At 66.9% G+C, this 13,932-nt stretch carries 13 protein-coding genes; 2 read left to right on the plus strand and 11 right to left on the minus strand.

Going from position 1 to position 13,932, the window contains the following annotated elements:
• Window positions 1–9: 9 nt before the first annotated feature.
• The 7 genes from AC0QDI_RS06750 to AC0QDI_RS06780 all read right to left on the minus strand — a co-directional run bounded on the left by AC0QDI_RS06750 (window position 10) and on the right by AC0QDI_RS06780 (window position 8,507).
• Window positions 10–216, minus strand: a complete 207-nt coding sequence (locus AC0QDI_RS06750) for a hypothetical protein (protein ID WP_474666501.1) — start codon at window positions 214–216, stop codon at window positions 10–12.
• Window positions 217–357: 141 nt separating this feature from the next.
• Window positions 358–1,116, minus strand: a complete 759-nt coding sequence (locus tag AC0QDI_RS06755) for a DUF2103 domain-containing protein (protein WP_474666503.1) — start codon at window positions 1,114–1,116, stop codon at window positions 358–360.
• A 151-nt stretch (window positions 1,117–1,267) separates the two neighbouring features.
• Window positions 1,268–2,773, minus strand: a complete 1,506-nt coding sequence (locus AC0QDI_RS06760; protein ID WP_474666505.1) for an Ig-like domain-containing protein — start codon at window positions 2,771–2,773, stop codon at window positions 1,268–1,270.
• Between the two features lie 89 nt (window positions 2,774–2,862).
• Complete coding sequence (locus AC0QDI_RS06765; protein WP_474667308.1) at window positions 2,863–5,067, minus strand: type II secretion system F family protein; 2,205 nt, start codon at window positions 5,065–5,067, stop codon at window positions 2,863–2,865.
• A 114-nt stretch (window positions 5,068–5,181) separates the two neighbouring features.
• A complete protein-coding gene (locus tag AC0QDI_RS06770; RefSeq protein ID WP_474666507.1) occupies window positions 5,182–7,104 on the minus strand; it encodes a type II/IV secretion system ATPase subunit in 1,923 nt (640 codons plus the stop codon).
• An 81-nt stretch (window positions 7,105–7,185) separates the two neighbouring features.
• Window positions 7,186–8,028, minus strand: coding sequence for a 5'/3'-nucleotidase SurE (gene surE / locus AC0QDI_RS06775; protein WP_474666509.1), 843 nt, complete (start codon window positions 8,026–8,028; stop codon window positions 7,186–7,188).
• Window positions 8,029–8,054: 26 nt separating this feature from the next.
• The gene (locus tag AC0QDI_RS06780; protein WP_474666511.1) at window positions 8,055–8,507 is read right to left on the minus strand and encodes a zinc ribbon domain-containing protein; all 453 of its coding nucleotides are present in this window, start codon (window positions 8,505–8,507) and stop codon (window positions 8,055–8,057) included.
• Between the two features lie 97 nt (window positions 8,508–8,604).
• Between AC0QDI_RS06780 and AC0QDI_RS06785 the strand changes: the two genes are divergently transcribed.
• Window positions 8,605–9,126, plus strand: coding sequence for a DUF8173 domain-containing protein (locus tag AC0QDI_RS06785; RefSeq protein ID WP_474666513.1), 522 nt, complete (start codon window positions 8,605–8,607; stop codon window positions 9,124–9,126).
• Window positions 9,127–9,157: 31 nt separating this feature from the next.
• Here the strand turns inward: AC0QDI_RS06785 and AC0QDI_RS06790 are convergent, their stop codons facing one another.
• From AC0QDI_RS06790 to AC0QDI_RS06805, 4 genes are all read right to left on the minus strand, one after another.
• Window positions 9,158–9,454, minus strand: coding sequence for a hypothetical protein (locus tag AC0QDI_RS06790; RefSeq protein WP_474666515.1), 297 nt, complete (start codon window positions 9,452–9,454; stop codon window positions 9,158–9,160).
• Window positions 9,455–9,583: 129 nt separating this feature from the next.
• A complete protein-coding gene (gene truD, locus AC0QDI_RS06795) occupies window positions 9,584–10,951 on the minus strand; it encodes a tRNA pseudouridine(13) synthase TruD (protein ID WP_474666517.1) in 1,368 nt (455 codons plus the stop codon).
• A gap of 54 nt (window positions 10,952–11,005) precedes the next feature.
• Window positions 11,006–11,779: an ABC transporter permease gene (locus tag AC0QDI_RS06800; RefSeq protein ID WP_474666519.1), complete on the minus strand. Its 774-nt coding sequence runs from the start codon at window positions 11,777–11,779 to the stop codon at window positions 11,006–11,008.
• The gene (locus AC0QDI_RS06805) at window positions 11,776–12,783 is read right to left on the minus strand and encodes an ABC transporter ATP-binding protein (protein WP_474666521.1); all 1,008 of its coding nucleotides are present in this window, start codon (window positions 12,781–12,783) and stop codon (window positions 11,776–11,778) included. The genes AC0QDI_RS06800 and AC0QDI_RS06805 overlap by 4 nt, the downstream gene beginning before the upstream one ends.
• Window positions 12,784–12,964: 181 nt before the next feature.
• On the opposite strand from AC0QDI_RS06805, the gene AC0QDI_RS06810 reads away from it, so the two are divergent.
• A complete protein-coding gene (locus AC0QDI_RS06810; RefSeq protein ID WP_474666523.1) occupies window positions 12,965–13,921 on the plus strand; it encodes a TIGR03557 family F420-dependent LLM class oxidoreductase in 957 nt (318 codons plus the stop codon).
• The last annotated feature ends 11 nt before the right edge of the window (window positions 13,922–13,932 follow it).

The following is a 13,932-nucleotide window of genomic DNA, read 5'->3' on the forward strand; positions in this document are numbered from 1 at the left end:
GCCTCCCGATCACGACCCATCCATCCGCTCGGCGACCGGCCACGCGAGCAGTTCCAGGAAGACGACCGCGAGCGCAGCGACGTATCCAGCGACCGCGAGCGGAGTGGTGAGTACTCCCGTGCCGACACCCGGGGCTGCGATCACCGCGCGAACAACGAGGCCGCTCACCGCCAACAGCGGAATCAGGGTCAGGACGGCGTCCGGTCGCTCGAGCATGGCTAATTATATCTAATTACATCGATCCCATTAAGGCCGGGAGAACCAGCAGCACCTGTCACCGCCATCGGGAAGCAACAATACTTGCCTCGAGAATCTCCCGACCGTGAGACTGCCATCGACGGCGGACGCTGGCAGCTACTAGAACTCCGCGTCCGTGAGCACGTCGTTCAAATCCTCCCGGATCCGTTCGCCCATCTCCCGATCGCGGGCGGTCGTCACGACGCGGTTCTCCTGGACGCTCGAACCGTCTCGCAACAGCATCCGAACGTTGCCGCCGTCGTCGGCGCGGGTCACCTTCGCGCGCATGCCGGACTGAGAGCCCTTGCCACCGGCGTCGATCGGGCCGGGAATCACCTTCTTGACGTGGGGATGGTCCGCGACGGTCCGAATGGCCCGCATCCCTGTCCGGCCCCCGATGAGCGTCGTGTGGCTGCCGCCGATCTTCTCGGCCGGCGGCGTCTCGACGACGTCCAGCGCGCGATTCCCGCGGCGCTCGAGCACCGCCCGAACCGGATCGTCGTCGTCGACGCGATAGAACGAGTGGTGGGTGTCGTCGCGAACGGCGCGAATCACCGTTCGGACGCCGCCGGCGTAGACCTCCTCGGGACGTTTCCGACGTATTTCGTCGCCGATCAGGCCCGCGAAGTTCCGGAGTTCGATCGGCTCGTTCTCGCCGTCCTCCGGCGTCGTCGTGATCGTCGTCTCGCCGAGTACCAGCTCGTCGCGGTCGGCTTCGGAATCGGGGTCGGTCGGCTCGTCGGGTTCGCCGGCGAGCATCGTGATGGTCGCTCTGTCGCGCGCCGCCTCGAGGACGATCGCCTCGGTGTTGGCCTCCCGACAGACCAGACAGAAGTCCCCGGGTTTCTCGAGCGGCGATGCGCAGTGGCGACACTCCATAGCGGAGATTCGGGAGACGGATGTAAAACAGGCGTGTTTCCGACCGGATCCGACGGTTGCCAGCAGTTCGTCGGCCCCTTCACGAAACGCGCCGGTCCCGGACCGAAGGCGTCTCGAGCCGAAAGCGAGTCGAATCGACGGCCGCGATCGGTTACCGTCCGCTCCCGCGTACGATCCGTTCGTCGCGCGCCGTGTTTCCGCCCGCATCGATAGCGGTGGCGACGACCCGGTATTCCGGAAGTCGTTTCCCGCCTTGGACACGCAGGGTTGCGGTCACGGTATCGGAACCGCCGCTCAGCTGTCCCTCCTCTCTATCGAGGACCTCGCCAGTGTCGGGGTTTTGAAGTTCAAACGCGGCAGTCTCGAGATTTCCGTCGGGATCAGTCGCCTCGAGGGAGACGGCGTACTCGTCCTGATTGCCGCCGAGATCGGTGACGTCGGTGATCGTCGCGCTCGGTCCGGTCGGCGCCCCCGATCCGCCACGATCCATCACGCGAACGTCGAACGTGGCTTCCCGAGACGGTCCCTCGCCGAAGTTTAGCGCCACCTGGACGTCTCGAGTCCCGTTGACGTCGTCGGGAGCGTCGTAGACGAACGTCGCGCGTCCCTCGGCATCGGTGACGGAATCGACCGCCCGAACGGTGCCGTCACCGCCGGCACTCCCGGTCACGGTAACGCCGCTGACGGGGTTGTCGAACCGGTCGCGGGCCTCGACGACGAGCCGCTGGCGACCGCCCTCCGGGATCGCCGTCGCGTTGCCGTCGACGTCGGTGAGGTACGCCGCGTTCTGCTCACTCACCCCTCCACCGAGGGCGACGGCGCCGAGTCGGAGTTCGTAGGTCGCTCCCTGCTCGAGCGCCAGCGTCAACTGTCCGCAGGGGTCCGGTGGCGCTCGCTGACAGTCGATCCCCGTCACGTACCGGCCGTCGTCCGGCCCGCTCGCCGAATCGAGTTCGTCCGCGAGGAGCTCGACCCACTCGTCTTCGGTGAGCCGGGTGGGAACCGTCAGCGTGACCGGTTCGCCGTCGTCGCGGACCGTCACCGTCCGGGCCGGCGCGCTGGCCGGTTCGACGCCGATCGAGACGTCTCCCGCACGCGAGACGGAGCGCTCGCCCTCGAGCGCGACGAAATCGATCCGGCGGCCGTCGACGAGATCCTGCTCGGTCTCGGCTCGGTTCGTCCCGTCGAGTCTCTCGTAGACGACCCACGGCTCGGAGACCGTCACCGGCGCGCTCCCGTACTCGTTGTAGTCCGGGGCGTACTCGAGCGATCGCGTTTCGAACGTCCGCGGCGTTCCGTTCCAGTAGTCGCCGGTCTCGCCGGCGGCGGACGCGTTGGCGATCTCGACCGCCTCGGGCTCCGTCGTCCGAACCGTCCCGGAGACCGGTGGCGGGTTGACGAAGAACAGTCGGGGCGGATAACGGAGCCCTGCCTCGATCGAGACCGTCTCCCCGGTCCCGGTCGCGGCGACTCGGCCGATGGTCTCGCCGACGCCCCTCACGTCCGTCTGGACCCGCTCGTTGTGCTGGAACTCGAGTCCCTCGTTCACCGCCGGAATCGCCGTCATCTGGAGGACCGCGAGCAGCGCGAGCGCGAGTGCGAACATGAGGATCGCGCCGATAACGGGCGAGACGGCGCGATCCGTGTCGGGAGCCATCGGTCGCACACTCGCACGCGCTGTCGACGGTGTCTCGGTCTCGCGTGCGTCGTTCTCGGATCGTTCGGGGACTGTCTGTCGGGACATGATTACACCAGGAGGAAGAACGCGACGACGGTGAGGACGACGAGCCCCAGTCCGTACTTGAGTCCGCTGAGGACGTCGTTCTCGGCCAGCTTACCGGCGATCAGTCCGCTTCCGAACCCCTGAACCAGCGCCGAGTGGAGAAAGAGGAGTTCGTAGGTCTCGACGGGGATCGCACCCAGCGAGACCGGTCCCTCGGCCGCCGTCGTCTCGGAGTCGGCCGCTATCTCGGCGATCGGCGCGAGATAGCTCGCGCTGACCATGACGATGACCAGCAGATAGACGAGGAAGCCGATCACGACGATGGCGACGTAGGAGCCGACTTCGCGCCGGCGCTGCCGGGCGAGTTTCGCCTGCGCTCGAGTGTTCCTCGCCGCGATCTCGAGCAGGCCGTGGAGATCGCCGCTCGAGCGGCTCCCCTCAGCGACCAGCGTCATCGTCCGCGTCAACTGGGGGACGTTCAGCCGGTCGGCGAAGCCGAGCAACGCCTGGGTCAGGTCGTGGTTCCAGGCCACGTCGTTACGAACGCGGCGGAGCTCCTCGGCGAGCGTCCCGCTCGCCCACCGCGTGACGAGGTCGAAGGCGTCGACCACGTCGACGCCCATCTGGTTCGCGCTGGCGAGGATGCTCAGCACGTCCGGGAACCGCTCGGTGATGACGTTCGTCCGGCGGCGTTCGCGCTCGTGGAGGACCAGTAGCGGCGCGGTCGCGGTCACCAGCGGAACGACGACGAGCCCGACGGTCGTTCGGAGCGGCGTCGCGAGAAATCCCGCGGCGGTCGGCTCGACCAGTCCGGTCCAGATTCCGAGGCCGACGACGGCGATCGCGGCCGGTATCGTCACCCCCAGCGAGAGGACGGGGCGGCGTCTGATCGCCCGAAACGGATCCGAGAGGAACGCCCGAAGGCCGGTCTCTCGCTTGGACTGCCGGTAGGCGGGAAAGCGAGGGTCGTCCTCGACTCGCTCGCTCCGGACCGTCCGTTCGTCTTCGACGGCCAGCCTGGCCGTCGGCTCCTGGTAGGGCCGCGAGAGCAGGTCGACGGCGAGCAGGAATCCGACCATCGCCAGCGGGAAGACGACGTAGACGAGCGCCGCGATCAGACTGACCGTCTCCGCGCCGAGGAAACTCACGACCATCAACACGACGATCAAGAAGAGCGGAGCCGCGACGAACGCGACGACGAACACCTCGCTGATCACGCCGAGCGTCTCGATGAACGACGCCTGCTCCTCGAGCGCGTCGTCGAGCGCCTCCTCGGACACCTCCTCGAAGAACGTCTCGAGGTCGCCGCCGGAGTCGAGGACGCCCAGCAGGTCGTCGAGGAACCGGCGGAAGTCGTCGCTCGGGGTGAGCAGCCGGACGTTGTCGAGGGCCTGCAGCAGGTCGTTGCCGAACAGGTCGATCTCGCGGACGACCAGGTCGAACTCGTTCGCGACCTCGCCGTAGACCTCCTCGCTGTCCCCGAGTCGGCGACACACTTCGATGAAGTTCATCCCGCCGCTGGACAGCGCGTACATGAACGTGATCGCGTAGGGAAGGTTGAGCGCGATGCTCCGCCGCCTCGCGGCGACGACGCTCCGCGGATAGTAGTAGTTCCGGCCGACCCAGACGGCACCGCCGGCGGCGAGGGAACAGCACAGGGGAACGAGCAGCGCGGCGACGAGCAACGGGTTCGACAGGAACGCGTCCCGCGTCCGACCGGAGAGCCCGAAAAGCGGCTCCAGCACGTCGAACCACGTGCCGGTCAGCGCCAGCACGACGAGCGCGGCGTTGCCGACGATTCCCGCGACGATCGCGGCGATCACCGCGAATCTGACGCTATCGGTCAGGTACGTATCGTAGGTATCCCGGACGCGGGCCTGCTTGAGCAGCCGCTGGAGCCCGCGGTATCGCTCCGGGCGCGTCTTGAAAAACGTCCGAATACGCCCGTACGAATCCCTGAGTTCGCGTTGCTCCGCCGCGCCGAGTTCGCGCTCCTCGGCGAGGGGCTGACTGAGCACCTCCTCGGGCTCCGGTTCGGCGTCGTCAAGTTCCGCTCGGCGTCCGTCGCCCGCCTCTCCGAGCGAGTCGTTCGAATCCGACTCGAACGAGACCGTCGGCTCGTCGTCGAACGCGTCCTCGAGAACGGCCGCGGCCGTCTCTTCGTCGAGAGCGGGGTCACGGAACGCGGGTTCGTCCGTATCGCGCTCTGGACCGTCATCGGGGCCGATATCGTCACCGACCGGGGCGTGGTCGACGTCGTCGTGGGACCGATCGCAGTCCACATCGCCGTCGGATCGATCGCGGTCATCGTCACTGCCGGGCCGGTCACGTTCGGTCACGATTCAGTCGTCGGCCTCCGCGATCGCGATCTCGTCGGGATCGAGGTCGCCGGCGCGGACCTCCTCGAGAACGTACTCCGGATCGCGGATGAACCCCTGAATGACCCGCGCGACGCTCTCGTAGTCGGTTATTTCGGCCTCGAGGAGGTATCGCAGGACGGCTTCCCGTCGGTCGAGTTCCCGCTCGATGTGGCCGGGCGTCCAGCCTCGTTCGTCGGCGATGGCACCGAGGACCGTCGATCCCGAGGTCTGTTCGAAGCGATCGGCGTGGGGATCGTACCGAAACACCTCGTGGGGCGCGATTTCGTCCGCGTCCCCGTCCGGATCGCCGTGGCTGAACTCCACGAGCCGCCTGTTCCGCCGAACGCGCTTGCCGTTCTGGGTGGTCTGTTGTTGAATCGAGACGATGTCGAGGTTGCCGATCATCTGCGTCGGGACGTTCAGCGGCTCGTTCCGGAGTCGACTCAACAGCCCGCGGACGGAGTCGGCGTGAAACGTCGTGTACGCCGTGTGGCCGGTAGCGATCGACTGGAAGAAGGTGAGCGCGACGTCGCTCTCCGTTCGGATCTCCCCGACGACGAGGTACTCCGGGCGCTGGCGCAGGGCGGCCTGCAGCAGGTCGAACATCCCGACGGAGCCGCGCCCGCCCGCGGTGACGCCGTCCCGGGTAACGCTCTGAATCCAGTTGTCGTGGGGGAGCGTGAGCTCCGGCGTGTCCTCGATGGAGACGACCTTGCTCTCGGGCGGGACGAACATCGAGACCGCGTTGAGGCTGGTCGTCTTCCCCGAGCCGGTGCCGCCGGCGAACATGAGCGAGGCGTTGTTCTCGACGGCCAGCCAGAGGTAGGCCATCTGCTCGAGCGAGAACGTCCCCCAGTTGACGAGATCGACGGGGGTGAACGGGACCTCGGCGAACTTCCGGACGGTGAAGTTCGCGCCGCCGGTCGTCACCTCGCCGCCGAGGGTGAGCTGGACCCGCGAGCCGTCGGGTAAGGAGGCGTCGACCAGCGGGTCGGCGACCGAGAGGTGTTTGCCGGCTCGCTGCGCGAGGCGCACGACGTAGGCGCTCAGGCGTTCGTCGCCGAACGCGAGATTCGTCCGGAGGTCGCGGTAGCCGTGGTGGTAGACGAAGACGGGTTTGGCCGCGCCGTCACAGGAGATGTCCTCGACGGCCCGGTCGCGCATGATGGGGTCGATCTTCCCGTAGTTCACGAAGTCCCGGCGGAGGTAGTAGAGGAGTTGCTGCAGTGAGCCGTCGCCGACGGTGGCGGCGTGTTCGCGCATGACTCTCGGCACTTCCTCGTCGAATGCGGCCGCCCGGTTCACCTCGCCGTCGAACTCCTTGTACATCAGGTCGCTCCGGAGCGCCCGGATCAGGTCCTCGCGGACGTACTCCTCGAACTCGTCGAGGTCGGGCTCGACGACGTGATACCGATTGGTGTTGGTCGCGTCGTCGTACAGTACCGTCACGTACGCGTACGGCTTATTCACCCAGTAGCGCTCGACTTCCTCGTAGTCGTCGAGGTAGGTGAAATCGAAGAACTCCTCCTCGATGAACGCGTCGGACGGGCGACCGGGGAACACCTTGTCGGTGGTGCCATCAAAGCGATCGTCAAAAAACGCCGTCACGTCCGCGAGCACTGCGTCGATGACCTGCCGCTTCGACCGCGCGTCGGCGGGTGCGATTGCCGACGCCGTCTCTCGGTCGTCCACCGTCGTACTGTCGTCCACCGTCGTACTGTCGTCCACCGTCGTACTGTCGTCCGCAGTCGTCCTGTCGTCCCCAGTCGTCCCGTCATCGGTCCGAGCGACGGCGGAGTCGACGTCCGTCTCCGTCTCGGCGGCCGGACCGACATCGCTCGGGGGGCTCGAGGGGATCCGTCCCGGATTGTCGTCGCGTTCGTCCGGCTGATTGCGGTCCGACATCGATCGATTGCGTCCCCCTTGTGAGCCGATCACCTAAACCGTACTGGCTTCTGAAAAGTCTGGACGCAGTGATAGACGGGGTTACAAAATTTCGTCGAAGACGTTCCGAACCGGTTCCGTATCCACGACCTCGTAGGGGACCCGCAGCGGAGAGATCGACACCCGTTCCTCGAGCAGGGCGTGGCGATCGGTGTCCTCGGCGTCGGGGATGTCCCGGTTCGCCATCTGCTGCCAGAGTCGGTTGGTCAACTGAAACGCGCCGTTTTCGAACGCGGCGTCCATCTCGTAGACCTCGGTCGGCCGGGTCAGTTGGAAGCCGTTCGGATCCCGATCCGGCCGGGGGACGTTCACGTTCAGGTAGTCGACGCGGTCGAACAGTCCGGTACCGGGGACGCCGGCGACGAGTTCGGCGGTGATCTCGCCCGCTCGCTCGAAGTCGGCCGTTTCGAGGTCCCGATCGTAGCCGAGCGTGTCCAGCGAGACGGCGATCGACGGCGTCCCGAGGAACGCAGCCTCCATCGCGGCGCTGACGGTTCCCGATCGGGAGAAGACGTAGGCCCCGAGGTTCGCGCCCGAGTTACAGCCCGAGACGACGATGTCGGGTCGGGGCTCGAGGCCTTTCGTGCCGACGATGGCGCAGTCACAGGGGGTCCCGTCGACGGCGTATCCCAGTTCGTGGTCGGCGTGGGGAACCGGCGAGGTGAACGAGTCCGTCTCCAGATCCAGCGAGAAGTCGTCATCGTCTCGCGACGAACTCGTTCGGCCGTAGGAGAGCGACCGGCCGACGGCGCTCCGGTTTCGATCGGGCGCGATGACGGTGACCGTGCCGACCGCCGAGAGCGCGTCGTGAAGCGCCCGAATGCCGGGCGCGTCGATCCCGTCGTCGTTCGTCAGGAGGATGTGAGGGTCCGAGTCCAGTTCCATTGCCTGTTCTGTCGCTAGCGGGCGAGCTACGTATCAGTTCGGTTCCCCGACGACGAGCGACCGAACGTGGCGGCGAGTTTCGTTCCGCAGGACGGACAGTACCGCGATCCGTCGGCGGCGACTGCGTCGCATTCGGGACAGACGATGCCCTCGTTCGGTTCGGCGACCGGCTCGAGGTCCTCGCCACAGGACGGGCAGTAGTCCGCGGACGACGGCACGTCCGTACCGCAGGACGGACAATCGCCACCGTCCTCCCAGAGGACGCGACGCTGGGATTTCGAGACGTAGTTGTACGCGCCCCAGACGACGTTTCCCAGCCCCATCGAGAACCAGAACGTCAGGAGTGCGACCAGGACGTGAGAGACCACCGAGCCGAACGTTCGGTCGACCAGCACGACGCGATCGGGCGTTTCTTCCTCGATCTTCCAGCCGTGCGCTACGAGGTCGTCGATTTCCCGCTGTAGATGTTTGCTACGCATAGTATTATGGAGGACGCGAGCGAGCAAAAGCCTGTCAGCGGATGCCGGGACGACGTCGAGACAGCACGTTCACATCAGTGCAGTTCCTCTATACGTTATGATCGGACTCAGTCACGCTCATCTGATAGTCGCGCTGATCGCACAAGCCGATCCCGGCATCGATATCGATATCGGCACGACCGGCGGACTCCTCGGGGGTGCGGTCGGGGCCTTCCTCACCACGCTGGTCGTCGGCGCGATCCTGGTCGCCGTCGTCCCCGAGTACACGGAACGGATGATGGCGGACGTGCTCGAGGATCCGATCGGGGCGTTCGCGTACGGGATCGCTTCGCTGCTCGCACTCGCCCTCGTAATTCTCCTCCTGGTCATCACGATCGTCGGAATTCTGGTGGCGTTTCCGCTCGGACTCCTCGCGTACCTCGTGTGGGCGGTCGGCGCAGCGATCGCCGCCCTCGCGATCGCCGAGCGACTGGTCGGTCGCGAGGACGGCTGGCTGAAGCCGCTGGTGGTCGGTGCGGGAATCAACGGCGTCCTCGCGGTGACCGGCGTCGGCGCGATTCTCTCGATCTGTATCGGTGCCGCCGGCTTCGGTGCGGTGCTCCGAGATTACTTCGGGTGACACTGCTTACGGGCCACCGAAAGCGACGGCGTCACCACGGCAGGTATCGCCGAAGGCGAGCTATCACCGACGGTTCGTGGCGCACTCGCAGCGTCGTTCCGTCGGCCTCGAACACCGCTTCGCTCGCGGGAATCCGCTCTCCGTCCGGCAGGTGAACGTACTGCTCGCCGGCCGGAACCGTCCCGCCGCTACTCGCGCCGAACAGCGACTTCGATCTCCCCGTCGGCGCCGAGACGGGTTCGTCGTACTCGATTTCGTACACCGTCTGCCCGTCTTCGGTTACCGTTCGCCAGTCGACGATTTCCCGGTTCTCGTTCGTCCCGATCATGCTCGCGAACCCGATCGCTTCGGCCCGTGGTGAGTCGCGGTGTCCATCTCCTCAGTTGATACTCGAGGCTGCGACCTAAAAACCGGGGTGACTGTGACGACCGGCAACCCGTATCGCAGTTTCGAAGCCCTATCCGAGATCGACCGGATCCACCTTCAGATACTCTCGCAGAACGACCGTCGCGTACGATCCCTTCGGCAGCGCGAACTCGAGCGTCAGCGGCTCGGTCTCGAGTGAAAGATCCGTCCGCAGGAGCATCGCTCGCCGAGTGCCGCTCGAGTGAAACTCGCCGGGGAGATCGAAGTCCGCGGGCTCGAGACCGAGGTCGTCGAGGACGGCGCGCTCGATCTCGCCCTGCTCGCCGTCTGCGAGGTCCGTCTCGGTGCCGACCAGCGGCGCGGTGACGAACGCCCGGCCCCGCTCGCAGTGGCGAGTCACCGAGTCGACCCGGCGCTCGTCGACTCGCTGGAGGCGGTCGGTATCTGGAAGCTCGAGCCCGTCGGGCGCGTCGGTATCCGAAAAACAGACCACGTCGCCCGCGACGGGGCGATCGAACGGCAGCCCGCGCTCGAGACGCTTGCTCAGCATCAGGTTGAACGCGTAGGACTGGGCCGCGTGGACGAACAGCCGCTGGAGGTTCGACGGCACCCGCTCGAGGGCCTCTCGAAATTCCGCGGGGCCGGGCTCACCGTCGTCCTCGGCGAGCGCGTGGATCATCGAGCGCTCGTAGCGGAGGCGGTTGGGAACCCGCTCGAGGGCTTCCTGCCAGTTTCGCGTTTCCTCGACGAACGTCCGAGCTTCTTGCGTCGACTCGGGTTCTGCATCCGTCGGATTCCCCAGATAGGCCATCACCGCACCCTCCCAGTCGTCGCGAGCGATCGCGAGCCCGACTTCGTGCGTGACCGGCCGGCGGCTCCCGAAGCGCTGCTGGCCGAAGAAGTTGGGGACGCCGATCGAAACCGCGGAGTCGCCGTCCGAATCGCCGATACCGCCGTCCTCGAGCCCGCCGAATTCCCCCAATTCGTCGGTGATCGTCGCGGCGTTTTCGGGCCGCTCGGGATCGGAGACCACGAGTTCGAACTCGTTGCCCGCGAGGTCGCCGAACTCGAGGTTCCGCCCGGCCCGCCCGAGCACCTCGATATCGACCCCGTTGATCTCGGGCAGGTCCGCCGGGTCGGCTCCGTAGACCGAAAACAGCTGGGTGGTCACGGCGTACTTGTCCTTCGTGCCGGCCCAGTTGACCCGCTCGCGGGAGACGCCCAGCGCGTCCGAGAGCCGCGAGGCGAAGTCGTTGGTGTCCCACCCCCGCAGCGTCGCTCGAAAGACGAGGTGGGGATAGGCGTCCGTCGGCGCGTCGACGGGTTCGGTGTCGAAGCGCTCGAGTTCGCGCACCCGAAAATCGGCGTCGTCCTCCCGGAGGCGACCGCCGACGCCGTCCGCGTCGCTGACGTAGTACTCCATACCGACGGCCTGCTCCGTGGGGTGGCCTGAGCGCATACTGATTGCCGTCGATTCGAGTGCCGCGCGTAAATCGGTTCGTTCTCGAGGCGCTCAGTCCGTCCGCGGAATCGACCGCGCACCCAGCGCGAACGCGACGACAGCAAGTACGGCGAGAATCCCGAGGTTCGCGAGCGCGGGATCGACGCCGGCGATAGCTGGCGTCTCCGCACCCGAGTAGGTCGCGGCCCGAACTCCCCGTGCGAAGTAGGTCAGCGGCGAGAGGTTCACCAGCGGACCGAACCAGCCCGGAAGCTGGGAAAGCGAGATGAACGTCTCCGAGAGGAAGAGCAGCGGGAGCCCGATCGCGTTGCTCGCGGCGACCGCGCCGTCCTGGGAATCGGTGTAGCTGCCGAGCATCGCGCCGACGCCACAGAAGCAGACGACGCCGACGAGGATGTAGGGCACCAGCAGCGGGGAGAACGCGATCTTCGCGCCGGTCAGCGCGACTACCAGTCCGAGGATGAGCAGGCTCGCGAGTCCGATAATGGCTGCGTTGACGACCGTCTGGGCGAGCAACCACTCGCCGCGAGTCAGCGGCGTCGTCGCCAGCTTCTCGAAGCGACTCCCCTCGCGGTGGCGCGCGACCTCGCTGCCCATCCGCGACAGCGGGGTGAAGAGGACGACGACGGCGAGGTAACCGGGAACGTAGTAGGCCGCCGGCTCGGTGAACAGGCCCTCGCCGGTCGGATCGGTGCGGATCAGCGCGCCGAAGATGACGATCAGAATCACCGGGAAGAAGAAGGTGAAAAAGACCGCCGTCCGCCGGCGGATGAACGAGCGCCAGCCGGCGCTCGTCTCGGCTCCGACGCGGCCCATCCGACTCACGCCGTCTCACCCGCCTGCGCGATATCTGACTCGCCGGAACCGCTTTCTCCGCGCCCGGCGCGCTCCCCGTCCGCGAGTCGATCGGTCCGCTCCCGCTCGGCCGCGTCGGCCAGGGAGAGATAGACGTCCTCGAGGTCGGGTTCGGCCCACGAGAGTTCGGTGTACTCGATGCCGCGGGTCTCGAGATAGTCGACGACGGTGCCGATCGCGGCGGGATCGATATCTCGGACGACCACTGCACTGTCCGGGCTTCGACCCCGGCCGCGCTCCGGGCGTTCGACCGGGTACTCGAGGTCCGCGAAGGCGTCCGGATCGGCCGCCGTTTCGATCGTGAGCCGGCTCGAGCCGCCGTGGTCCCGGACGAGTGCGTCGGGCGTGCCCTGTGCGACGAGCGAGCCGTCGGCGAGCAGGCCGACGCGGTCGGCGAGCCGTTCGGCTTCGGCCATATCGTGGGTCGTGAGGACGACGGTCGTCCCGCCCGCGGCGAGGTCCTCGATCAGTCGCCAGACGGTGCGACGGCCGGCGGGATCGATCCCGGTCGTCGGCTCGTCGAGAAAGAGCAGATCGGGGTCGTTGACCAGCGCGGAACCGACGCAGACCCGGCGCTGCTGGCCCCCCGAGAGGTCCTCGTACCAGGTGTCGCCGGCGTCGACGAGACCGACGTCCGCGAGCACGTCGTCGGAATCCCGCGCGTCGTCGTAGAGTCCCGCATAGTAAGCGAGCAGTTCTCTCGCGCTGAGTCTGCCGGGTGGCGAGAACTCCTGTGGTAGCACGCCGAGTCGGTCGCGGTCGACGGCCGACGGCGACGCGTCGAGGATTCGTGCGCTGCCGCCGTCGGGTTCGGTCGTCCCCGTCAGCGACCGGACGAGCGTCGTCTTGCCGGCCCCGTTCGGACCGATCAGCGCGAAGACCTCGCCGCGCTCGACGGAGAGCGACGCCCCCGAGAGGGCCGTCGTCTCGCCGTAGACCTTCTCGAGGTCCGTCGCTTCGACTACGGCTTCCATACCGACGGGTTTCCGCGCATCGCGGGTAAGACGTTCGATTCCCGCGGCAGGCGCACTCACTCGCTCACGGCTTCGCCGTTCGCCCGCGGTTCTCACTCGCTTCGCTCGTTCCGAACCGCGCACGCGCTCTTGCCGTCGCAGGTACAACCGTTACCCGTCCGGCAGTGATACGAAATCGGGAATGACGAAACTCGGATACACCCTCTCGAGCGAGGAGTTCGGCCCGACGGAACTGGTCGACATCGCCCGCCGCGCCGAGGAAGCCGGCTTCGACTTCCTCTCGATTTCGGATCACTTCCATCCCTGGACGTCGGCCCAGGGCGAGTCGCCGTTCGTCTGGTCGACCCTGGGCGCCATCGCGACGGCGACCGACGAGATCGAAGTCGGCGTCGGCGTCACCTGTCCGACGATCCGGATCCACCCGGTCAACGTCGCCCACGCCGTCGCCACCGTCGACGAGATGCTCGGCGACCGCTTTACGTTCGGCGTCGGCACCGGCGAGAACTTGAACGAACACGTCACGGGCGAGCGCTGGCCCGAACACGACGTTCGACTCGAGATGTTGGACGAGGCGATGGACGTGATGCGCTCGCTCTGGACGGGCGAACCGACCAGCCATCACGGCGAACACTACACGGTCGAGAACGCGCGCCTCTACACCGTTCCCGACGAACAGCCGACGACGATCGGGAGCGCGTTCGGCCCGCAGACCGCCGAGTGGGTCGCCGAGACCGTCGACGGGCTCTGGTGTTCCGGCCCGAAGGAGGAGCCGGTCGAGGCCTACGAGGACGCCGGCGGCAACGGCCCGAAATACACCCAGCTGCACGGCTGCTACGCCGACAGCGAGGAGGAGGCGATCGAGACGATCTACGAGCAGTGGCCCAACGGCTCGATTCCGGGCGAACTCGGGCAGGAGCTGCCGACGCCGGCCCACTTCGAACAGGCCGCCCAGATGGTCGAGAAGGAGGACATAGCCGAGGCCGGAACCACCACCGAACCGGACCCGCAAGCCCACATCGATAGCATCGAGGAGGCGATCGACGCCGGCTACGATCACGTCTACTTCCACCAGATCGGGGACGAACAGGAGAAGGCGCTCGAGTTCTACGAGGACGAAGTCGTGCCGGCGTTCGATTAGCAGGGGACGCC

The sequence above is a fragment of the Natrinema sp. LJW11 genome, assembly GCF_056135975.1.